The organism is Massilia norwichensis, assembly GCF_024753245.1.
Taxonomy (GTDB): Bacteria; Pseudomonadota; Gammaproteobacteria; order Burkholderiales; family Burkholderiaceae_D; genus Telluria; species Telluria norwichensis.
The window spans coordinates 72,176-93,141 of the sequence record NZ_JANUGX010000014.1 but is presented as its reverse complement, the minus strand read 5'-3'; the positions used below and the strand labels follow the sequence as shown (position 1 = coordinate 93,141).

At 64.2% G+C, this 20,966-nt stretch carries 21 protein-coding genes; 14 read left to right on the top strand and 7 right to left on the bottom strand.

The window, feature by feature from the left end:
• Positions 1–3 precede the first annotated feature (3 nt).
• From motA to NX782_RS13345, 12 genes are all read left to right on the top strand, one after another.
• A complete protein-coding gene (motA, locus tag NX782_RS13400) occupies positions 4–864 on the top strand; it encodes a flagellar motor stator protein MotA (protein WP_258845960.1) in 861 nt (286 codons plus the stop codon).
• Positions 864–1,838 carry a flagellar motor protein MotB gene (gene motB, locus NX782_RS13395; RefSeq protein ID WP_258845959.1) on the top strand — a complete coding sequence of 325 codons (975 nt, stop codon included), beginning with the start codon at positions 864–866 and terminating at the stop codon, positions 1,836–1,838. Before motA ends, motB begins: the two co-directional genes overlap by 1 nt.
• Before the next feature lie 26 nt (positions 1,839–1,864).
• Entirely contained in the window at positions 1,865–2,413 is a 549-nt protein-coding gene (locus tag NX782_RS13390) for a chemotaxis protein (protein WP_258845958.1), read from the top strand.
• A 134-nt stretch (positions 2,414–2,547) separates the two neighbouring features.
• The gene (locus NX782_RS13385) at positions 2,548–2,913 is read left to right on the top strand and encodes a response regulator (protein WP_258845957.1); all 366 of its coding nucleotides are present in this window, start codon (positions 2,548–2,550) and stop codon (positions 2,911–2,913) included.
• A 20-nt stretch (positions 2,914–2,933) separates the two neighbouring features.
• A complete protein-coding gene (gene cheA, locus NX782_RS13380; RefSeq protein WP_258845956.1) occupies positions 2,934–5,102 on the top strand; it encodes a chemotaxis protein CheA in 2,169 nt (722 codons plus the stop codon).
• Between the two features lie 33 nt (positions 5,103–5,135).
• Positions 5,136–5,633: a chemotaxis protein CheW gene (locus NX782_RS13375; protein ID WP_258845955.1), complete on the top strand. Its 498-nt coding sequence runs from the start codon at positions 5,136–5,138 to the stop codon at positions 5,631–5,633.
• A gap of 64 nt (positions 5,634–5,697) precedes the next feature.
• Positions 5,698–6,558, top strand: a complete 861-nt coding sequence (locus NX782_RS13370) for a CheR family methyltransferase (protein WP_258845954.1) — start codon at positions 5,698–5,700, stop codon at positions 6,556–6,558.
• Between the two features lie 22 nt (positions 6,559–6,580).
• Positions 6,581–7,180, top strand: a complete 600-nt coding sequence (gene cheD, locus NX782_RS13365; protein ID WP_258845953.1) for a chemoreceptor glutamine deamidase CheD — start codon at positions 6,581–6,583, stop codon at positions 7,178–7,180.
• Positions 7,181–7,194: 14 nt separating this feature from the next.
• Complete coding sequence (locus tag NX782_RS13360; protein WP_258845952.1) at positions 7,195–8,271, top strand: protein-glutamate methylesterase/protein-glutamine glutaminase; 1,077 nt, start codon at positions 7,195–7,197, stop codon at positions 8,269–8,271.
• A gap of 141 nt (positions 8,272–8,412) precedes the next feature.
• The gene (gene cheY / locus NX782_RS13355; RefSeq protein ID WP_230021946.1) at positions 8,413–8,802 is read left to right on the top strand and encodes a chemotaxis response regulator CheY; all 390 of its coding nucleotides are present in this window, start codon (positions 8,413–8,415) and stop codon (positions 8,800–8,802) included.
• A gap of 1 nt (position 8,803) precedes the next feature.
• Complete coding sequence (cheZ, locus tag NX782_RS13350) at positions 8,804–9,451, top strand: protein phosphatase CheZ (protein WP_258845951.1); 648 nt, start codon at positions 8,804–8,806, stop codon at positions 9,449–9,451.
• A gap of 69 nt (positions 9,452–9,520) precedes the next feature.
• The gene (locus NX782_RS13345; protein WP_258845950.1) at positions 9,521–10,729 is read left to right on the top strand and encodes an EAL and HDOD domain-containing protein; all 1,209 of its coding nucleotides are present in this window, start codon (positions 9,521–9,523) and stop codon (positions 10,727–10,729) included.
• A 22-nt stretch (positions 10,730–10,751) separates the two neighbouring features.
• Here NX782_RS13345 and NX782_RS13340 read toward each other — a convergent pair whose 3' ends face one another.
• The 6 genes from NX782_RS13340 to metG form a co-directional block, all read right to left on the bottom strand.
• The gene (locus NX782_RS13340; protein ID WP_258845993.1) at positions 10,752–11,498 is read right to left on the bottom strand and encodes a flagellar brake protein; all 747 of its coding nucleotides are present in this window, start codon (positions 11,496–11,498) and stop codon (positions 10,752–10,754) included.
• Between the two features lie 125 nt (positions 11,499–11,623).
• Positions 11,624–12,463 (bottom strand): pantoate--beta-alanine ligase, encoded by an 840-nt coding sequence (gene panC / locus NX782_RS13335; RefSeq protein WP_258845949.1) that lies wholly within the window; start codon positions 12,461–12,463, stop codon positions 11,624–11,626.
• Positions 12,464–12,479: 16 nt separating this feature from the next.
• Entirely contained in the window at positions 12,480–13,382 is a 903-nt protein-coding gene (locus NX782_RS13330) for a segregation and condensation protein A (protein ID WP_258845948.1), read from the bottom strand.
• Between the two features lie 28 nt (positions 13,383–13,410).
• Positions 13,411–13,620, bottom strand: coding sequence for a DUF3460 family protein (locus NX782_RS13325; RefSeq protein WP_258845947.1), 210 nt, complete (start codon positions 13,618–13,620; stop codon positions 13,411–13,413).
• Positions 13,621–13,677: 57 nt separating this feature from the next.
• Entirely contained in the window at positions 13,678–14,994 is a 1,317-nt protein-coding gene (locus tag NX782_RS13320; RefSeq protein WP_258845946.1) for an enoyl ACP reductase FabMG family protein, read from the bottom strand.
• Positions 14,995–15,062: 68 nt separating this feature from the next.
• Positions 15,063–17,216: a methionine--tRNA ligase gene (metG, locus tag NX782_RS13315; protein ID WP_258845945.1), complete on the bottom strand. Its 2,154-nt coding sequence runs from the start codon at positions 17,214–17,216 to the stop codon at positions 15,063–15,065.
• Positions 17,217–17,337: 121 nt separating this feature from the next.
• On the opposite strand from metG, the gene apbC reads away from it, so the two are divergent.
• Both apbC and NX782_RS13305 read left to right on the top strand, forming a co-directional pair.
• Positions 17,338–18,426, top strand: coding sequence for an iron-sulfur cluster carrier protein ApbC (gene apbC / locus NX782_RS13310; protein ID WP_258845944.1), 1,089 nt, complete (start codon positions 17,338–17,340; stop codon positions 18,424–18,426).
• A gap of 130 nt (positions 18,427–18,556) precedes the next feature.
• On the top strand, positions 18,557–19,588 hold the full coding sequence (locus NX782_RS13305; protein WP_258845943.1) for an RNA methyltransferase: 1,032 nt from the start codon (positions 18,557–18,559) through the stop codon (positions 19,586–19,588).
• A gap of 70 nt (positions 19,589–19,658) precedes the next feature.
• On the opposite strand, the gene NX782_RS13300 is transcribed toward NX782_RS13305, so the two are convergent.
• Entirely contained in the window at positions 19,659–20,834 is a 1,176-nt protein-coding gene (locus NX782_RS13300) for a GGDEF domain-containing protein (RefSeq protein ID WP_258845942.1), read from the bottom strand.
• Positions 20,835–20,966: the final 132 nt, after the last annotated feature.

The window sequence follows — 20,966 nt, the reverse complement described above, 5'->3', positions numbered from 1 at the left end:
CCTGTGTTTGTCATTATCGGTTACATCATCGTCGTCGCGTCAGTGATCGGCGGTTTCGTCCTGAGCGGCGGCCACGTGGCTGCGCTGATGCAGCCGCTCGAAGTGCTGATGATTGGCGGCGCCGCGATCGGCGCTTTCTTTGTGGGTAATACCCCGAAAGCCGTCAAGGCGACCATGAAGGCGCTGCCGACCCTGTTCAAGGGTTCCAAGTACACGCGCGAGATGTACATGGAGCTGATGTCGCTGATGTTCGACGTGCTGTCCAAGGTCCGCAAGGAAGGCCTGATGTCGATCGAAGGCGATATCGAAAGCCCGGAGCAGAGCCCGGTGTTCTCGAAGTACCCGATGGTGCTGGCCGACCACCACATCGTCGAATTCATCACTGATTACCTGCGCCTGATGGTTTCCGGCAACATGGATGCCTTCCAGATCGAAAACCTGATGGACAACGAGATCGAGACCCACCATCATGAAGGCCACGTGCCGGCACAGTGCATCGCCAAGCTGGGCGACGGCCTGCCGGCCTTCGGTATCGTGGCCGCGGTGATGGGCGTGGTGCACACCATGGAATCGGTCGGCGCACCGCCGGCGGAACTGGGCATGCTGATCGCGCACGCACTGGTCGGCACCTTCCTCGGCATCCTGCTGGCCTACGGCTTCGTCGGCCCGCTGGCCAGCCTGCTGGAGCAGAAACTGGAGGAATCGACCAAGATGTTCCAGACCGTGAAAGTCACGCTGCTGGCCAGCCTGAACGGCTATGCGCCGGCGCTGGCGGTCGAATTCGGCCGCAAGGTCCTGTACTCGACCGAGCGTCCGACCTTCGCCGAGCTCGAAGACCACATCAAGAAAGCGAAGAGCAAGTAATGGCTGACGACGGCCAGCGGCCCATTATCGTCAAGAAGATCAAGAAGGGCGGCCATGGACACCATGGCGGCGCCTGGAAGATCGCCTATGCCGACTTCGTGACGGCGATGATGGCCTTCTTCCTGCTCATGTGGCTGCTCGGCTCGACCACCAAGGGCGACATGGAAGGTATCGCCAACTATTTCAAGACCCCGCTGAAGGTGGCCATGCAGGGCGGTTCGGGCAGCGGCGACAGCGCCTCGATCCTGCAGGGCGGCGGCCAGGACCTGACGCGCCGTAACGGCCAGGTCAAGAAGGGCGACACCCCGGCCGACAAGAAAACCTACGACCTGAAGGCCGCCAGGGCGGCGCTGGAGCACGAGGAAGCCGAGCGCCTGGCGAGGCTGAAGCAGAAGATCGAGTCGACCATCGAGGCCAATCCGCAACTGAAGAAGTACAAGAACCAATTGCTGCTCGACGTTACCAGCGAGGGCCTGCGCATCCAGATCGTCGACGAGAAGAACCGCCCGATGTTCGAGAGCGCGAAAGCCGAACTGCAGCCTTATACCCGCGACATCCTCGACGTGCTGGCGCTGGTGCTGAACGACGTGCCGAACAAACTGAGCCTGTCGGGCCACACCGATTCGACGCCCTACATGACCGCGAGCGGCTATTCGAACTGGGAGCTGTCGGCCGACCGCGCCAACGCCTCGCGCCGCGAACTGGTGCGCGGCGGCCTGGCCGACGACAAGATCCTGCGCGTGGTGGGCCTGGCCGCGGCCAACCACCTCGACCCCAAGGACCCGTTCAATCCGGTCAACCGCCGCATCAGCATCCTGGTGATGAACAAGCGCACCGAGGAAGCGGTGCTGCGCGGCGGCAGCAGCGGCAGCAATTCGCTGGACGTGCCGGACGACGTCGACGGCGCGGTGAAGGCGGTGGCCGCGGCGACCGGTGGTGGACTGGCGGCGCCGGAGCAGGAAGCGGCGAAGTAGGGCGCGTGCGTGTTCTGGAGGACTGAATGACAAGAAAAAAGATTTTAGGGTCGCACGTGAAGCGCCTGCTGTCGGGCGTTTCCGACCACGGCCGGCGCCACCTGAACGAGGTCGAGACCGACCTGGTGCAGACCACGCTGCTGCTCGAGGAAGCCGTCGAAAAGCTGACCTCCAGTTTCATGGCGATCCACCAGGCGGTGGACGCGCGCCAGCAGAGCATCAACCGTCTGCTGGCCGGCGAGGCGCCATCGGCCGAGGAAAGCGAAAAGCTGACCGGCATGTCGGGCGAGATCGGCCTGCACGTGAACACGGCGATCACCAGCATGCAGTTCCAGGACATGACCAGCCAGCTGCTCGACCGCACGCTGCGCCGCGTGGCCGGTCTGCGCGAATTCCTGGCCACGCTCGGCGAGCACGGTGCCGACATCGCACCGGACACCCACAGCGAGGAAATCGTCGAGCGCCTGGGCAAGGTCAGCATGGCGCTGGCGATCCAGTCGCTCGAGCTGCGCAGCATGCTGCGCAAGTCGGTGGAGCAGCGGCATCTCGAGAGCGGCGATATCGAATTGTTCTGAGTTGATACGATAACTATGAAACCGGGGTCAGAGTCCCAACGGAAGAACCGGACTCTGACCCCATGCTAACTAAAACCGGGGTCAGAGTCCTTTAAAAGAAGAACCGGACTCTGACCCCCAGGAGCACACAAAAAATGGCTAAAACGATTCTTGCGGTTGACGATTCCAGTTCCTTGCGCCAGATGGTGGCGTTCAGCCTGAAGGCCGCCGGCTACCAGGTGGTGGAGGCGGTCGACGGCCAGGATGGCCTGGACAAGGCGAAGCAGCAGACCGTGGACCTGGTCCTGACCGACCAGAACATGCCGAAGATGGACGGCCTCACGCTGATCAAGTCGCTGCGCGGCCTGCCGACCTATGCCAAGGTGCCCATCCTGATGCTGACCACCGAATCCTCGGACGAGATGAAATCGAAGGGCCGCGCGGCCGGCGCCAACGGCTGGCTGGTCAAGCCCTTCGATCCGCAGCGCCTGATCGAGGTGGTCAAGAAGGTGATCGGCTAAGCGCCGACGAGCGACACATCATGACCATCGACATCAGCCAGTTCTACCAGGTCTTTTTCGACGAGGCGGAAGAACTCCTCGCCGAAAAGGAGCGTCTGCTGCTGGCCGTCGATATCGCCACGCCGGACGCGGAAGACCTGAACGCGATCTTCCGCACCGCGCACTCGATCAAGGGCGGGGCGTCGACCTTCGGCCTGAACGACATGAGCGAAGTGACCCACGTGCTGGAGTCGCTGCTGGACCGCATCCGCAAGGGTGAGATGTCCCTCACCAGCCAGCACGTGGACGCCTTCCTGGCGGCCAAGGACATCCTCAAGATGCAGCTGGACGGCCACCGTCACGGCGCCAGCGTGGACCAGGAAGCGGTCGCCAACGTGCGCATGATGCTGCACGACCTGTCCGAAGGCGTCATCGTGGCGGCGCACCAGCCGACCGTGCCGTCCTTCCTGCACGCCGAACAGAAGCAGGAAGTGCGCGAGGGCGCGCACCGCTACAAGATCGAGCTGCCGGACATTCCGCAGCGCGACGTCAACGCCCTGGTCGACGAACTCGGCCTGCTGGGCCGCGTCTCGGTGACGCCGCTGGCGGGCGGGCGCAGCGCCCTGATCATCATGACCCACGAGGGCCTGGACGACATCGTCGCGATCTGCTCGTTCGTGCTGAATCCGGAAGACCTGAAGATCTTCGAAGCGCCGCCGCTCACGCCCGAGCAGCGCGCGATCGAGGCGCTTGAACGTGCCCGCATCGAGGACGAGCAGGGCTACGGCTTCTTCGATCCGAACGAGCCGGCCGAGAGTACCCAGGCCGAGCTGTCCGACGACGAGCGCGGCTACGGCTTCTTCCAGCCGATCGAACAGATCCGCCTCGAAGCCGGCATCGTGCCGGAAGCGCCGCAGCCGGCGGTGGCCGTGCAGAGCCGTCCGGAAGCGCTCGACGCGGCCGACGCCGCCGCCGAGAAGAAAGCCTCCAAGAAGGCCGCCGATGCCGCCCACGCGCACGCCGAAGCGGGCTCGATCCGCGTCTCGATCGAGAAGGTCGACCAGCTGATCAACCTGGTCGGCGAACTGGTGATCACCCAGGCCATGATCGAGCAGCGCAGCGACGGCCTCGATCCGATGGTCCACCAGCGCCTGCTGGCGTCGGTGTCGCAACTGACCCGCAATACCCGCGACCTGCAGGAAGCGGTGATGTCGATCCGCATGATGCCGATGGACTTCGTGTTCTCGCGCTTCCCGCGCATGGTGCGCGACCTGGCCGGCAAGCTCGGCAAGAAGGTCGACTTCATCACCAACGGCGCGGCGACGGAACTGGACAAGGGCCTGATCGAACGCATCGTCGATCCGCTGACCCACCTGGTGCGCAATTCGATCGACCACGGCATCGAGATGCCGGCCGCCCGCGTGGCCGCCGGCAAGTCGGAATCGGGGCGCCTGTTCCTGTCCGCCGCCCACCAGGGCGGCAACATCGTGATCGAGGTGGCCGACGATGGCGGCGGCCTGAATCGCGAACGGATCCTGGCCAAGGCCCGCGAGAACGGCCTGCCGGTGTCCGAGAACATGAGCGACGCCGAGGTCTGGCAGCTGATCTTCGCGCCGGGCTTCTCGACTGCCGAAATCGTCACCGACGTCTCCGGACGCGGGGTCGGCATGGACGTCGTCAAGCGCAACATCACGCAGATGGGCGGCACCATCGACATCCGCTCGGCCAAGGGCTTCGGCACCACCATCCTGATCTCGCTGCCGCTGACGCTGGCGATCCTGGACGGCATGTCGATCCGCTGCGGCGACGAGATCTACATCCTGCCGCTCGGCTTCGTGGTCGAGTCGCTGCAGCCTGCGCGGGCCGACGTCAAGGACATCGCCGGGCAGGGCCGCGTGGTCAAGGTGCGCGGCGAATACCTGCCGCTGGTCCCGCTGCACCAGATGTTCAACATCGTGCCGCGCTTTACCGATCCGGCCGAAGGGATCCTGGTGATCCTCGAAACCGAAGGCCGCAAGGCCGCGCTGTTCGTCGACGAACTGGTGGGCCAGCAGCAGGTCGTGGTCAAGAACCTCGAATCGAACTACCGCAAGGTGGCCGGGATCTCCGGCGCCACCATCCTCGGCGATGGCGGCGTGGCGCTGATCCTCGACGTGGCTGCGCTGCTGCGCTCCTCGCGTCAGCTGACGGACGATACCGTCGTCTCATAAAAACCGAAAATCAACCTGAACTTAGGAACCGCCATGTCCACTCAACAGACCACCAAGCCCGCCGACGCGCGCGACGGCAGCGGCAGCGAATACCTCGCCTTCACCCTCGGCTCCGAGGAATACGGGATCGACATCCTGAAGGTGCAGGAAATCCGCGGCTACGAAGCCGTGACCCGCATCGCCAACGCCCCCGAATTCATCAAGGGCGTGATCAACCTGCGTGGCATCATCATCCCGGTGGTCGACATGCGCATCAAGTTCAAGCTCGGCACCCCGACCTACGACCAGTTCACCGTCGTGATCATCCTGAACATCGGCGGCCGCATCATGGGCATGGTCGTGGACAGCGTGTCGGACGTCACCACCCTGACGCCGGACCAGGTCAAGCCGGCGCCGGAAATGGGCACCGCCTTCAACTCCGATTATCTGATGGGCCTCGGCACCGTCGACGAGCGCATGCTGATCCTGATCGACATCGATCGCCTGATGTCGTCCAGCGAGATGGGCCTGATCGACAGAATGGCAGCGTAAGCATCCGGATTTCGGCAGCGCGGCGCAGGGCTGGCTTCATCTTCACACACCCAAAGGTAATAACGTGCCGCTTCATACCAAGCAGGAAACCGGCAAGGAATTCGAGTTCACGCGCGCGGACTTCGAGCGCGTGCGCGGACTGATCTACCAGCGCGCCGGCATCTCGCTGGCCGACAGCAAGCAGGAAATGGTCTACAGCCGCCTCGCGCGCCGTCTGCGCGCGACCGGCATCGAATCCTTCGCGCGCTATCTCGATGCGCTCGAAGCCGGAAAGCTCAGCGGCCCCAACGGGCAGGAATGGGAAGCCTTCACGAATGCGCTGACCACCAACCTGACCTCGTTCTTCCGCGAGTCTCACCACTTCCCGCTGCTGGCGGAGCACGCGCTCAAGGCGCGCCGCCAGCATCCGTCCACCCCGCTGACGATCTGGTGTTCGGCCAGTTCGACCGGCGAGGAACCCTACTCGATCGCGATGACCCTGTGCGAGGCGTTCAACACGCTCACGCCGCCGGTGTCCATCATCGCGACCGACATCGACACCAACGTACTGGCCACTGCCGGCGCCGGCGTCTATCCGATCGAACGCATCGACAAGCTGGAAGTCGAGCGCAAGCGCCGCTTCTTCCTGAAGGGGAAGGGCGCCCAGGAGGGCCTGGTGCGGGTGCGTCCCGAACTGCGCAGCCTGATCACCTTCCGCCAGCTCAACCTGCTGGCCGACGACTGGGACCTGAAGGGCCCGTTCGACGTGATCTTCTGCCGCAACGTGATGATCTACTTCGACAAGGACACCCAGCGCAAGATCCTGAAGCGCTTCGTGCCCCTGATGAAGCCGGACGCCCTGCTGTTTGCCGGGCACTCCGAGAATTTCCTGTATGTGTCCGACTCGCTGCGCCTGCGCGGCAAGACGGTGTACGAACTCGCCTGAGTTCATCGAGAGAAGCAGCACCATGGATACCAACAGCCACTTTGCCACCAACGTCTATTACGACCGCACCTTCGACTGCCAGGCCGCCAAAATCCTGCCGGGCGAGTACTACTACACGCCCAAGGACATGCTGATCGTGACGGTGCTCGGGTCCTGCGTCTCGGCCTGCATCCGCGACCGCGTCAAGGGCCTGGGCGGCATGAACCACTTCATGCTGCCGGACGGCGGCGATCCCGGCAACCCGGTATCGGCGTCGATGCGCTACGGGACCTATGCGATGGAAGTGCTGATCAACGATCTGCTGAAGGCCGGCGCGCGCCGCGAGCATCTGGAAGCGAAGGTGTTCGGCGGCGGCGCCGTGCTGCGCGGTTTCTCGGCCATGAACGTGGGCGAGCGCAACGCGGCTTTCGTGATGCAGTTCCTGAAGACCGAGCGCATCCCGGTGCTGGCCGAAGACCTGAACGACATCTACCCGCGCAAGGTGTACTTCTTCCCGCGCACCGGCAAGGTGCTGGTCAAGAAGCTGATGCAAACCCATAACGATACGCTGGCGAAGCGCGAGCTCGATTACGCCAGCCGCCTCAAGGTCGCGCCGGTCGGCGGCGATATCGACCTGTTCTGACGAAAGGGCACAGTATGCATTCCACGAACAAGATCAAAGTCGCGATCGTCGACGATTCCGCCCTGATCCGCAGCGTGATGACCGAGATCGTCAACTCGCAGCCGGACATGGAAGTGGTGGGCACCGCGCCCGATCCGCTGGTCGCGCGCGAGCTGATCAAGCGGACCAACCCCGACGTGCTCACGCTCGACGTCGAGATGCCGAAGATGGACGGCCTCGACTTCCTCGAAAAGCTGATGCGCCTGCGCCCGATGCCGGTGCTGATGGTCTCTTCGCTGACCGAGCGCGGCTCCGAGATCACGATGCGTGCGCTGGAACTGGGCGCGGTCGACTTCGTCACCAAGCCGAAGATCTCGATCCAGTCCGGCATGCGCGAGTACACCGAACTCATCGCCGACAAGATCCGCGGCGCCGCCCGCGCGCGCCTGAAACCGCGCACCCTGCATGCGCCGCCGCCCAGCGCCCAGCTGCCGCAGCTGCGCAGTCCGCTGACTTCGTCCGAAAAGCTGATCATCATCGGCGCCTCCACCGGTGGCACCGAAGCGATCCGCGAATTCCTGATGCAGATGCCGTCCGACTGCCCGGGCATCCTGATCGCCCAGCACATGCCGGAAGGTTTCACGAGTTCCTTCGCCAAGCGCCTGGATTCGCTGTGCCGCATCAGCGTGACCGAAGCCCAGGGCAACGAGCGCGTGCTGCCGGGCCACGCCTACATCGCGCCCGGCCACTCGCACCTGCTGCTGACGCGCTCCGGCGCCAACTACATGACCAGGATCGAACAGACCGACCCGGTCAACCGCCACCGCCCGTCGGTGGACGTGCTGTTCCGTTCCGCGGCACTGGCGGCCGGCAAGAATGCGGTCGGGGTGATCCTGACCGGCATGGGCAAGGACGGCGCGCAGGGTATGCTGGAAATGAAGGGCGCCGGGGCCTACAATTTCGCCCAGGACGAAGCCTCTTGCGTCGTGTTCGGCATGCCGCGCGAGGCGATTGCGGTCGGCGCGACCCATGAGGTGGGGGCGCTGACGGCACTGCCGGGCATGGTCCTCGGCCATCTCGCCGCGCAGGGCGGCCGGGCGTTGCGCGTTTGATTCGCCCACATCGCTTTCCCCTCGGTTTTATCGCCGTAGAGCAACAAAAATGCTATGCTTAGGCCTGTTTCGCAGTGCAGCAGTCCACGCAGTGCCGAAGTCCAACCAATATATTCAGATAGAGTAACAACGGAGTAATTCATGGCTGATCCAAAGATGCGTTTTTTAGTTGTTGACGATTTCTCGACGATGCGCCGCATCGTGCGGAATCTGTTGAAGGAACTGGGTTACGCCAACGTTGACGAAGCCGAAGACGGCGTCATGGCCCTGGCCAAACTGCGCAGCGAACAGTTCGACTTCGTGGTCTCGGACTGGAACATGCCGAACATGGACGGCCTGACCATGCTGCAGAACATCCGTGCCGATCCCGCCCTGGCCGGCCTGCCGGTGCTGATGGTGACCGCCGAAGCGAAGAAGGAAAACATCATCGCGGCCGCGCAAGCGGGCGCCAACGGCTATGTGGTCAAGCCCTTCACTGCCGCCACGCTGGACGAAAAGCTGAACAAGATTTTCGAAAAGATGGGGAAGTAAAATGACTGAGCAGACGGCCGACCCGGGCTCGCACGACGAGGTCCTGAGCCGGATCGGGCACATGACCCGCGCGCTCCACGAGAGCCTGCGCGGACTGGGCCTGGACAAGCTGATCGAAAAAGCCGCCAGCGACATCCCGGATGCGCGCGACCGTCTCGATTACGTGGCGCGCCTGTCGGAAGATGCCGCCAAGCGCGTGCTGGACGCGACCGACGCCGCCGCACCGCTGCAGGACGGCATCGACAGCGCGGCCGTGGAACTCACCAAGGCCTGGCAGTCGCTGCTCGACAGCGGCGAAGGCTCGCCGGAATGGCGCGCGCTGGCCGAACGCACCGTCGCCTCGCTCGCCGAATCGCGCAGCAGCGCCGCCGCCACCCGCGGTCATCTGATGGACATCATGATGGCCCAGGACTTCCAGGACCTGACCGGCCAGGTGATCAAGCGCATCACCGGCATCGCCCAGAACCTGGAAAAGCAGCTGGTCCAGGTACTGGTCGATTTCGCCCCGGCCGAGGTCAAGCGCGAATTCGACAACGGCCTGCTCAGTAACAGCTTAATCAATGGCCCGCAGATCAACCCTGAGGGCAACAGCGAAGTGGTGGCCGACCAGGGCCAGGTCGACGACCTGCTGGACAGCCTCGGCTTCTGATCTCCCGATGTAGCGGTGCGCCTGCGGACGGCGCATCGTGTCTCCCCAGTTTCACCCGGTGTTCATAAAATGCATCAGACCAACTTCATCGTCCGTGAACCTCTGCTTGACCCCAAGCAGCGCGTGATTGGTTATGAACTCTGCTGGCAACAGCAGAACGGAAGGGAAGTCGGCGCCGCCGACCTCGAATCGCTGGTCGGCTTCGTGGCCGAGCAGCTGGTCGACGAAGAGCACGGCTGGCTGCTGCGCGAGAAGCTGCTGTTCCTCGACGCCGTGCCGGCCATGCTCTCGACGGATGCCCTGCACGCGCTGCCGCCGGAGCGCACCGTGCTCTCGATGAGCACCCGCGAACTCGCCAATCCCGACACCCGCGCCGCCGTGCAGGCCCTGCGCGTGGGCGGCGTCGGCATTTCGCTGCGCGGCGCCAATCTCGACCTGCTGGGCAAGAACCTGTCCTCGGTGGCTTCCTACGCCGAAGTACGCTTCACGGGCGCCGACGTCGCAACCCAGGCGCGCACCTATGCGGCCGTCAAGCAATCGCAGCTGCGCATGGTCGGCCGCCCGGTCGCGACCTGGGCCGACTACGACGCCTGCGCCGCGCTGGGCCTGGATGCCTTTGTGGGCAAGCTGCACCTGACGCCGCGCACCGGCGGCAACGTCAAGGGCATGAATCCGGCCCAGGCCATCATCCTGCAGCTGATGCAGATGGTGCAGAACAACGAGGACGTGCCTAAGATCGAAGCGGTGCTCAAGCGCGACCCGGCCCTGATCTACAAGCTGCTGCGCTTCATCAACTCGGCGGGTTTCGGCGCCGGCCGCCAGGTCGAGTCGCTGCGCCAGGCCATCGCCATGCTCGGCTACGCGCCGCTGTACCGCTGGCTGGTGCTGCTGCTGGCCACGGCCAGCTCGAGCGGCTACTCGCCGGTGCTGATGGAAACCGCGGTCGTGCGCGCACGCCTGTGCGAACTGCTGGGCCAGAAATTCCTGCCGCGCGCGGAGAGCGAATACCTGTTCGTCGCCGGCATGTTCTCGCTGCTGGACCGCCTGCTGGGCCTGCCGATGAAGGAAGTGCTGGACACCATCCAGCTGCCGGAAGAGGTGGTGCGGGCGCTGCTGACGCGCGGCGGCGCCTACGGTCCCTACCTGGCGCTGGCCGAGGCCTGCGAGCTGAATTCGCAGCTGGTGGCGTCGATGGCGGCCGCGCTCGAGATCAGTCCGCTGGATGTCAACAAGGCGCATCTGAGTGCGCTGGCCTGGGCGCAGAGCGTCACCACCTGAGGCTGGTGCCGAGCGCAAAACTTCAGCGCTTCAGCTGCACCTTGCTCACGGCCCGCTCCAGGCGCTGCTTCATCTGCATGCTGATGTTCGAGATGCGGCAGCCGACCTGCACCTGCTCACCCAGCAGGAAGGTGCGGAAGGGGCGCAGCAGGCGGATTTCGAGGTCGGCCATGATGCTCAGCGACGGTCCGAGTTCCAGTTCGACGCCTTCCAGCTTCTTGCCGACGTAGAGCTCGTAGGCCTGCTCCGGCGTCGCACGCAGGCCGACACCGCCGACCGAGAAGTCGTACAGCGGCAGCTCGAACACTTTGCCGAGATAGGTGAAGCGGGCACCGTAGTGGCCGCCCAGCGGGGTGTCGAGGCGGGCTTCGGCGCGCCGGTTCAGTACCTGGCAGCTGTCCGGCAGCGGCAGCTCGACGGCGTGACTGCGGCCGCTCACGATGCTCCAGTTGGCGTCCAGCGAAAACTGGATCTTGGCATTCCCGCCCAGCGAGGCCACGAAGTCCGCCTTGCCCTCGGCCAGGATGCTGTCTTCGGCCAGGTCGAGGATGAAGGAGCGGCGGTCCGGATCGACGGCGTCGATGCGCGCCATGACGCAATCCTGGCCCATCGGATAGACGGTGATCGCTTCGCCGGTCTGGGCCAGGGTCGACAGGGTATCGAAGATCTGGAAGGCGTCGCTCATCGCGTGCGAGCCGGTGTTCGCTGGGATGCGCTGGACGGCGTCGCTCAGCTTGGGCGGGCCCTTGCGCATCTGGGTGGTGGCCATGTCGGTCACGGGACTACTCCTTGAATCTTTTTACGTGGTTTGGGTAAAAAGTGTTGCCCTGTACATTCTAGCAAACGGAATTGCCAAAATCTACAGGGTAATTTCAAATAAGAAAGTAGCGTGCTTCAGATTTCCAGATTATCGATCAGGCGCGTATTGCCCAGCTTGGCCGCAGCCAGGACGACCAATTGCTCGCCGGCAAGGTATTCGTCACGGCTCGGCGCCTGCAGGTTCATGCGCTTGCGGATCGAGACGTAGTCCGGCTTCCAGCCGCGGGCCGCCAGGCGGTCCATCGCCTCCTGTTCCAGGGCCAGCAAGTCGCCATGGCCGGCACGGCTCTGCTCGGCCACGTAGTTGAGCGTCTGGTACAGGAAAGGCGCCTCGGCGCGCTCGTCGCTGGACAGGTAGCCGTTGCGCGACGAGAGCGCCAGGCCATCGTCGGCGCGGAAGGTCTCGGCGCCGATGACCTCGGTCGGCATCGCCAGTTGGCGCGCCATGTTACGGATGATCATGAGCTGCTGATAATCCTTCTTGCCGAACACGGCCACGCGCGGCTGCACGCAGGAGAACAGCTTGGTCACCACCGTGCACACGCCCGGGAACATGGCCGGGCGGAACTCGCCTTCGAGGATGTTGCCCAGGTCGTTGGGCGGCAGCACGCGGTATTCCTGCGGCTCCGGGTACAGGTCCTTCTCGGTCGGCGCGAACAGCACGTAGACGCCTTCCCTTTCCAGCTTCTCGACGTCGGCCTGGAAGGTGCGCGGGTATTTGTCGAAGTCTTCGTTCGGGCCGAATTGCAGGCGGTTGACGAAGATCGAGGCGACCACCGGGTCGCCGTGCCGGCGCGCCAGGCGCATCAGCGAAAGGTGGCCCTCGTGCAGGTTGCCCATGGTCGGAACGAAGGCGGTGCGCAGTTGTCCGCGCAGCTGGTCGCGCAGTTCGTCGATGGTGGAGATGATTTTCATGGTGTCTTTGTAAGGCTCAGGCCGGCGAATATGCCAGCCTGACGTAGATCGGCGCGAATGGTTCGGCCTGGGTAATTTCGATCAGGGTTTCCTTGGCCAGCTCGAGCATGGCCACGAAGTGCACGACCACGACCGGCACGCTGGCTTGCCCCTGGAACAGGTCCGAGAATTCAACGAAGCGGTTCGACTGCAGTGTACGCAGGATCGCCGACATGTGCTCGCGCACCGAGAGTTCCTCGCGGCCGATCCGATGATGCTGGGTCAGCTTGGCGCGGCGCAGCACGTCCATCCAGGCGCGCTGCAGATCGTGCGGGTCGACATGCGGCCATACCGGCGCCAGCCCTTGCTCGACCGGCAGCGAGGGTCGCAGGAAGTCGCGGTCCAGCTGGGGCAGGGAGCCGACCTGTTGCGCGGCGGTCTTGATCTGCTCGTATTCCAGCAGGCGCCGTACCAGCTCCGCGCGCGGATCGCCGACATCCTCCACCAGGTCGTCCTGGCGCTTGGGCAGCAGCATGCGCGACTTGATCTCGATGAGCATCGCTGCCATCAAGAGGTACTCGGCCGCCAGCTCCAGGTTGCTCTTGCGGATCTGCTCGACGTATTCCAGGTATTGCAGGGTCACCTGCGCCATCGGGATGTCGAGGATGTTGAAGTTCTGCTTGCGGATCAGGTACAGCAGCAGGTCGAGCGGACCTTCGAAGGCATCGAGGAAGACTTCGAGCGCGTCGGGCGGAATGTACAGGTCGTTCGGCAGGCGCAGCAGCGGCTCGCCGTAGAGGCGGGCGATGGCGCCCTCGGCCGCATCGTGTGCTGCGCTCGACGCCTGCAGGTCGGCGTCGAGGATGGTGTCGCCGTCCGGCGTGGAATCGGCACTCCCTTCAGGAAGCGCCGGGGCGCCGGCCGCCTGCTCGGGCGCCATCGTCGTCAGCCTCTGCCCTCAGCCGGACTCAGACCTTGGTCTGATACGGGTAGGCGTTCTGGCGCAGGCGCGATTCGGCGATGCGGCGCTGTTCGTCCAGCGACAGCGGCGCCTTGTCCCACAGCAGGGAGCGGCCGGCAACCTGGCGCTCGTCCATGCCCGGGGTCTTTTCTTTCAGTTCCTTGATGAACTTGGTGTGGTCGGATTCGTAATTCGAGTGTTTCGTGAACAGGCCCATGGTGCTCTTTACATTCTCAAAAAGTGCAAACGTTCGATTTTACCGCGCGGCAGCGTCTTACTTGTGCTGCGCGTTCAGCTGGCGGGCGATGATGTCGTGGTTGAGCCACAGCACCGGCGCGATCTTCTCGGCCGCGCCATGGAACATCAGCGGACCGGTGCCTTCCACCACCAGCGAAGACAGCAGGTCGGTGACCAGCGCCTTCTTGTCCTGGTGCAGGCCGGTGATCTCGTCGGCGGTGCCGATCATCAGCTCGGCCAGTTCCGGCGAATTGTCCATCGGCCAGGCTTCGTAGTTGCGGTAGCCGGCCAGGGTGTCGGTCTGCAGGTAGGTTTCCAGCTTGTCGAGGATGCCCTGCACCGACTCGCCTTCGTTCAGCAGGCGTTCGCAGGCATCCCATTGTGCCTGCGCCCAGGCGCCGCCGTCTTCCTTCTTCAGCGCAGCCAGCAGCGGGAACAGCGAGAGTTCGACGCCGACGAAGATGTCCGACGAATTGGTGCGGATTTCCGGGCAGTTGAAGACGGTCGCGGCGATGCCCTGTTTCCAGGCGGCTTCGGCGATCGACTCCAGGCGCATCTTGGCGTAGCCCTGGGTGTAGTTGGTGTAGGTCTGCCACTTGTACTCGCCGCCGATCAGCACCTCGGTGCCGTGGTAGCCGTAGGCCGTGTAGCGCACCTGGCCGCCTTTCGATTCGACGCGCGCGCGGATCGCCGCGGACGCGTCGATCAGGTGCTTCAGGGTGTTGGCCGAGACTTCATCGAAGTTCATCAGGATCAGCTTGCCCAGGTCGCTGTCGAGCAGGGCGCGCGAGGACATGAAGCGCTCGCCGCGGCCTTTGTAGATGCGGTTGGCGATGGCCAGGAAAGCCTTGATGCGCGGGATGCCGCCGGCCATGGTGTGGGCGAAGAAGACGTTCGCGCCGTCCGGGATCAGCTTGTCGATCTCAAGCATCGACTGGCGTGCCGACTCGGTGAAGCGGGCCACGCCGGCCTGGCGGCACTGCTCGATCTTGTCCCAGTCCAGCTTGTCTTCCTGCCAGCTCTTGAGGGTAACGCCGGACAGCATCTCGGTCGGGTTCTGTTCGCCCGCCGGTGCGTCCATGTCGAAACCGGCCATCAGCGGCACGTTGATGATGCGGCCGCCCAGCTTGGCTTCCGCTTCCGCATGCTCTTCGGCGGTCAGGGCGCGCAGGGTGCCGTCGTCGTTGCGGCGGCCCACGGTGATGCCCAGGATGGTCATGCCGGCCTTGCGCGCTTCGTCGATCAGGCCGTTCACGTAACCACGGCCGAACAGCTCGCCGAACAGCACAAAGACGTCGCCTTGACGGAACAGGTTCGCTTGCGGGATGTGTCGCAGGGCTTTGTATTCGGTCATTTTATTTGCTACCACTCAAGAGTTTCGAAAAAGCGCATTATAGCTACGCTTGCACGGAAATTAATAGCTCAGCGGATACGCATGCCCGGCTTGGCGCCCGCGATCGGTTCCAGCACGTACAGGCCCGGATCGGTCTTTTCGTCCTTGGCGGAGGCGCACAGCACCATGCCTTCCGAGACGCCGAACTTCATCTTGCGCGGCGCCAGGTTGGCGACCATCACGGTCAGCTTGCCGATCAGCTGCTCCGGCTGGTAAGCCGACTTGATGCCCGAGAACACGTTGCGGTAGCGGCCTTCGCCCACGTCCAGGGTCAGGCGCAGCAGCTTGCTCGAACCTTCGACGTGTTCGCAGTTGACGATTTTGGCAACGCGCAGGTCGATCTTGGTGAAGTCGTCGATCGAGATTTCCGGCGCGAGTTCTTCGATATCGCCGGCTTCGGCGGCAGGCAGGTCGGCGGCCGGCGCTTCCGGCTTGGCGGCGCTGGCGGCCGGGGCCGGGGCGGCAACGGCTGGTGCGGCAGGCTTGTCGAACAGATCCTCGACCATCTTGGCATCCACGCGCTGCATCAGGTGGCTGTAGGCGCCGATGGTGCGGCCCAGCATGCTGTTGTAGACGTTCTCGCCCTGGGTGTCTTCCCACGAGAAGGCGGCATCGCCCAGGAATTCCTGGACGCGCGACGCCACGTGCGGCAGTACCGGCGACAGCATGATGCTCAGCTGGCGGAACAGGATCAGCGCGGTGGTGCAGACTTCGTGCAGTTCCGCGACCTTCGTTTCGTCCTTGGCCAGCAGCCAGGGCTTGTTCTCGTCGACGTACTGGTTGGCGACGTCGGCGATGGCCATGATTTCACGCAGGGCGCGGCCGAACTCGCGTGCTTCGTAGCTGGCGGCGATGGCGGTCTGGCGCTCGCCGTCTTCGCCGTTCAGGGCGCGGGCGATCCATTCCTTCGCTTTCGGCGACAGCTCGGCGGCCAGCTTGCCGTCGAATTTCTTGGCGATGAAGCCGGCGCAGCGGCTGGCGATGTTCACGTACTTGCCGATCAGGTCGCTGTTGACGCGGGCGACGAAGTCTTCGCCGGTGAAGTCCAGGTCCTCGACCTTGCTGTTCAGCTTGAACGCCAGGTAGTAGCGCAGCCACTCCGGATTCATCTTGAGTTCCAGGTAGCGCAGCGGCGAGATGCCGGTGCCGCGCGACTTCGACATCTTTTCGTTGTTCACGGTCAGGTGGCCGTGGACATTGACCTTCAGCTTGTCGATGATCGGGTGCTTCGAGAAATTCAGCATCGCCGGCCAGAACAGCAGGTGGAAGGAGACGATGTCCTTGCCGATGAAGTGCACCTGCTCGGCGGCCGGGTCGTTCAGGAAGGCTTCGTAGTCGAGGCCCTTCTTTTCGAAGTAATTCTTCAGCGATGCCAGGTAGCCGACCGGCGCGTCCAGCCAGACGTAGAAGAACTTGCCCGGTGCATCAGGAATCGGGATGCCGAAGTAGGGCGCGTCGCGCGAAATGTCCCAGTCGGCCAGCTTTTCGCCGTTCTCGCCGAGCCATTCCGAGACCTTGTTGACCATTTCCGGCTGCAGGCGGCCCGGGGTGTTCAGCCATTCCTTCAGGAACTGGAAGCAGCGCGGGTCGGACAGCTTGAAGAAATACTGCTCTGACGGCTTCAGGATCGGGGTCGAGCCGGTGAACACCGAGAACGGATTGATCAGCTCGGTCGGCTGGTAGGCGGCGCCGCAGACTTCGCAGTTGTCGCCGTACTGGTCCTTGGCGTGGCAGACCGGGCACTCGCCCTTGATGTTGCGGTCGGCCAGGAACATGCCCTTGGCGGTGTCGTAGAAGCGGTCGACGGTCTTGGTATAAATGAGGCCGGCGTCAACCAGCTTGCGGTAGATGCCCTGCGACAGCTCGACGTTTTCCGGCGAATCGGTCGAATACCAGTTGTCGAAGGCGATGTGGAAGCCGTCCAGGTATTGCGCGCGGCCGGCGGCGATGCGCGCCACGAACTCCTGCGGCGTCACGCCTTCCTTTTCGGCGGCGATCATGATCGGCGTGCCGTGGGTATCGTCGGCGCCGACGAAGTGCACCGTGCGCTGCTGGCCGTCGTCCTTCTGCATTCGCTGGAAGCGGACCCAGATGTCGGCCTGGATGTATTCCATCATGTGGCCGATGTGGAAGGCGGCGTTGGCGTAGGGCAGGGCGGTGGTGACGAACAGCTTGCGTGTCATGATCGAAAAGGGGAGTCGATAGGTGAAAAAAAGCATTTTACCAGCGGATGACCCTAAACGGTCAGAGGGTGCTTCAGCTTGAAATACGCTAAACTCTTGCGCATCACACCCGGAGAACCCAATGAGCATCACTGTAGAAGACGTCAAGACTGCCCTGTCGGCGGTCATTGATCCCAATACCAACAAAGATTACGTCAGCACCCGCCTGGCCAAGAACATCCAGGTCGACGGCGGCAATATCGCCCTCGATATCGAACTCGGCTACCCGGGCAAGAGCCAGTTCGCCCTGGTGCGCAACAGCGTGATCGAGGCGCTGCGCAAGCTGCCTGGCGTGCAGAACGTCAGCGTCAACGTCAGCTCGAAGATCATCTCGCACACCGTCCAGCGTGGCCTGAAGGTCATGCCGAACGTGAAGAACATCATCGCCGTGGCCTCGGGCAAGGGCGGCGTCGGCAAGTCGACCACCGCCGTCAACCTGGCGCTGGCACTGGCCGCGGAAGGTGCCAGCGTCGGCGTGCTGGACGCCGATATCTACGGCCCCTCGCAGCCGACCATGCTGGGCATCAATGGCCGTCCGCAAACCGTGGACGGCAAGTCCATGGAGCCGCTGGAGAACCATGGCGTGCAAGTTTCGTCGATCGGCTTCCTGATCGATCCGGACGAGCCGATGGTCTGGCGCGGCCCGATGGTCACCCAGGCCCTGCAGCAATTGCTGGAGCAGACCAACTGGCGCGAACTGGACTACCTGATCGTCGACATGCCGCCGGGCACCGGCGACATCCAGCTGACCCTGTCGCAGAAAGTGCCGGTCACCGGCGCCGTGATCGTCACCACCCCGCAGGACATCGCCCTGCTGGACGCGCGCAAGGGCCTGAAGATGTTCGAGAAGGTCGGCATCCCGATCCTGGGCGTGGTCGAGAACATGAGCATGCACATCTGCTCGAACTGCGGCCATCATGAGGCGATCTTCGGCGAAGGCGGCGGCGAAAAGATGTGCGCCGACTTTGGCGTCGACTTCCTCGGCCGCCTGCCGCTGCAGTTGTCGATCCGCGAGCAGGCCGATGCCGGCACGCCGACCGTGGTGGCCGAGCCGGACGGTCCGGTCGCCGCTATTTACAAGCAGATCGCGCGCAAGGTGGCGGTGAAGGTGGCGGAAAAGGCGAAGGACATGAGCGCCAAGTTCCCGACCATCGTCGTCAAGAACGACTAAATAGCTATCCTGTCGTGTCGGGCATTGCCCAACCCGACTTCCCGCGCAGGCGGGAATCCAAGTTTGTTGAGTTGTCGACACGCATGCAGAACTTGGGTTCCCGCCTCCGCGGGAACGACGGGTCAACAAGATGCGCATCGAATCCCTCCGCACCCGCCTGCGCGCCCTCGGCGCCCTCCCACTCCACGAAGACCGCATCCTGCGCGACTGGGTCCGCAACGCCGGCCACGACCACGGCCGACGCCGTCCCATGGACTTCCTGCCCAAGCCGGTCAGGGAAGCCCTGCCGCAGATCGACCAGGAACTCGACGGCCTGGCACGCATCCTCAGCACCCACCCGGCGGAAGACGGCTCGGCGCGGCTGCTGGTCGGCCTGGCTGATGGCCAGACCGTCGAATCGGTGCTGCTGCCGCGCGATGGCGTTTGCGTGTCGAGCCAGGTCGGCTGTGCGGTCGGCTGCCGGTTCTGCATGACCGGGCAGGGCGGCCTGATCCGCCAGGTGACGAGCGGCGAGATCGTCGCCCAGGTCGTGCTGGCGCGCCGCCAGCGGCCGGTCAAGAAAGTGGTCTTCATGGGCATGGGCGAGCCGGCCCACAATCTCGACAACGTGATGGAAGCGATCGAGCTGCTGGGCGTCGAGGGAAATATCGCGCACAAGAACCTGGTGTTCTCGACCGTCGGCGACCCGCGCGTGTTCGAGCGCCTGCCGGCCGGCCGCGTGAAGCCGGCGCTGGCGCTGTCGCTGCATACCACCAGGCCGGCCTTGCGCGAAAAGCTGCTGCCGCGCGCGCCGCGCCTGACGCCGCGCGAGCTGGTAGAGGAGGGCGAGCGTTATGCACGCCTGACCGGCTACCCGATCCAGTACCAGTGGACTCTGCTGGAAGGCGTGAACGATGGCCAGGACGAGCTGGACGCCCTCATCGAACTCTTGCGCGGCAAGTACGCCGTGCTGAACATGATTCCGTATAACGCCAACGAAGGCCTGCCGTTCCAGCGGCCCGGCTGGGACAAGGCGCATGCCATCGCGGCATGGCTGTTCGAACGTGGGATTCTGACCAAGCTGCGCGACTCGGCCGGACAGGACGTCGACGGCGGTTGCGGGCAGCTGCGGGCGCGGGCCCTGGATGGGGCGCAGCCGGTCAGGCTGCATCGTACCGCATAGATTTACGTGGACACGGGGTGTCCACCCCACGTGTATCGCCGCCGGTAGGGTGGGCTCCGAGCCCACGCGCTTACCCGGTCCGTCCCACAGTCTCGACCCGCTGCCCAAGCTGCTTCGCCCGCACCAGATTGCGCCCCGCATGCTTGGCCTCGTACATCAGCTGATCGGCCAGCGCGATCATGCCCTGCGGTGTGACGGCATGGCTGCCGCCGAATTCCGCACCGACCACGCCGAAGCTCGCCGTGGTGCCGAGCTGGACGCCATCGACCTCGACACGCTGCTCGGCAAAGGCTGCGCGCACGCGCTCGGCCAGTTCGAGGGCGCCGTCGAGCCGCGTCTCGGGCAGGATGATCAGGAATTCCTCGCCGCCGTAGCGCACCACGGTGTCGATCGCATCGCGGGTCATCGTCTGCACCAGGGTGGCGAAGCTGCGCAGCATTTCGTCGCCGGCGTGGTGACCATAGGTATCGTTGATCTTCTTGAAGCCGTCGAGGTCGCACATGATCAGCGACAGGCTCAGGCGGTAGCGGCGGGCGCGTGCGATTTCGCCGTCGAGCAGGCCGGCGTTCAGGTGGCGCCGGTTGTAGGAGCCGGTCAGCGGGTCGCGGATCGACAAATTCGTCAACACCTGCTGGGCCCAGTACTGCTCGCGCCACAGGCGCGCGTGGCGCTGGGCGACGGTCACGCCGAACACATTGGCGCAGATCAGCAGCATGGTCAGCGAAGTCAGGAAGCGGGTGCCGACCGCATGCTGGTGCCAGGCCAGCGCGAGGAAGGCGAGGGTCGCGCCGATCGAGATCGTGGCGGCGCAGATCAGCCGGTTCGGGATCAGGATGTGGATCACCATCGCCATCACGGCCCACGACATCGCGTGCAGCAGGATGTCGCCGGGGCGGTAGCTGATCACCACAAAGTAACTGGCGCCCCATAACAGGGTAAAAGCGCTCGCCGCATGGCAGGGCGCACGCACGCCGGCATTCGGCCGCCGCGCGTAGTACAGGCAGGCCATGGCGATGAAAGGAATCGTCAGCCGCGCCAGCAGCGGCGCGGCGGCGCCCTCGAGGCCCAGCGCCGCGATGTCGGCAGCGCCGAACACCAGATAGAACAGCGAGGACAGCAGCAAGCCGCGGCGCAGGTCGCGCAGGATCACGGCCGACTGCTGGTGCAGAAAACCGATCTCCGTGGTGGCGCAGGAGAATTCTCCGCGCAGGGGCGCGATGGCAGCGATGCTGGGGTCGTTCGACATGGGTGGAACGTCAGGGAGGGCCGGGAAAAGTGATGAAAATGCTGATGGAATACGAGAGGGTAGCCATTTTCTTAATTTCTGTAAAGTAATTACGTGTCGTGCAAGAGATGCGAAGCGAGGGCGTGCCAGGCA

Bases quoted from the DNA above. Each gene is read 5' to 3' on its own strand.
- motB (WP_258845959.1), top strand. From the start codon at position 864: ATGGCTGACGACGGCCAGCGGCCCATTATCGTCAAGAAGATCAAGAAG.
- NX782_RS13390 (WP_258845958.1), top strand. From the start codon at position 1,865: ATGACAAGAAAAAAGATTTTAGGGTCGCACGTGAAGCGCCTGCTGTCG.
- NX782_RS13385 (WP_258845957.1), top strand. From the start codon at position 2,548: ATGGCTAAAACGATTCTTGCGGTTGACGATTCCAGTTCCTTGCGCCAG.
- cheA (WP_258845956.1), top strand. From the start codon at position 2,934: ATGACCATCGACATCAGCCAGTTCTACCAGGTCTTTTTCGACGAGGCG.
- NX782_RS13375 (WP_258845955.1), top strand. From the start codon at position 5,136: ATGTCCACTCAACAGACCACCAAGCCCGCCGACGCGCGCGACGGCAGC.
- cheD (WP_258845953.1), top strand. From the start codon at position 6,581: ATGGATACCAACAGCCACTTTGCCACCAACGTCTATTACGACCGCACC.
- NX782_RS13360 (WP_258845952.1), top strand. From the start codon at position 7,195: ATGCATTCCACGAACAAGATCAAAGTCGCGATCGTCGACGATTCCGCC.
- cheY (WP_230021946.1), top strand. From the start codon at position 8,413: ATGGCTGATCCAAAGATGCGTTTTTTAGTTGTTGACGATTTCTCGACG.
- cheZ (WP_258845951.1), top strand. From the start codon at position 8,804: ATGACTGAGCAGACGGCCGACCCGGGCTCGCACGACGAGGTCCTGAGC.
- NX782_RS13345 (WP_258845950.1), top strand. From the start codon at position 9,521: ATGCATCAGACCAACTTCATCGTCCGTGAACCTCTGCTTGACCCCAAG.
- NX782_RS13340 (WP_258845993.1), bottom strand. From the start codon at position 11,498: ATGGCCACCACCCAGATGCGCAAGGGCCCGCCCAAGCTGAGCGACGCC.
- panC (WP_258845949.1), bottom strand. From the start codon at position 12,463: ATGAAAATCATCTCCACCATCGACGAACTGCGCGACCAGCTGCGCGGA.
- NX782_RS13330 (WP_258845948.1), bottom strand. From the start codon at position 13,382: ATGGCGCCCGAGCAGGCGGCCGGCGCCCCGGCGCTTCCTGAAGGGAGT.
- NX782_RS13325 (WP_258845947.1), bottom strand. From the start codon at position 13,620: ATGGGCCTGTTCACGAAACACTCGAATTACGAATCCGACCACACCAAG.
- NX782_RS13320 (WP_258845946.1), bottom strand. From the start codon at position 14,994: ATGACCGAATACAAAGCCCTGCGACACATCCCGCAAGCGAACCTGTTC.
- metG (WP_258845945.1), bottom strand. From the start codon at position 17,216: ATGACACGCAAGCTGTTCGTCACCACCGCCCTGCCCTACGCCAACGCC.
- apbC (WP_258845944.1), top strand. From the start codon at position 17,338: ATGAGCATCACTGTAGAAGACGTCAAGACTGCCCTGTCGGCGGTCATT.
- NX782_RS13305 (WP_258845943.1), top strand. From the start codon at position 18,557: ATGCGCATCGAATCCCTCCGCACCCGCCTGCGCGCCCTCGGCGCCCTC.
- NX782_RS13300 (WP_258845942.1), bottom strand. From the start codon at position 20,834: ATGTCGAACGACCCCAGCATCGCTGCCATCGCGCCCCTGCGCGGAGAA.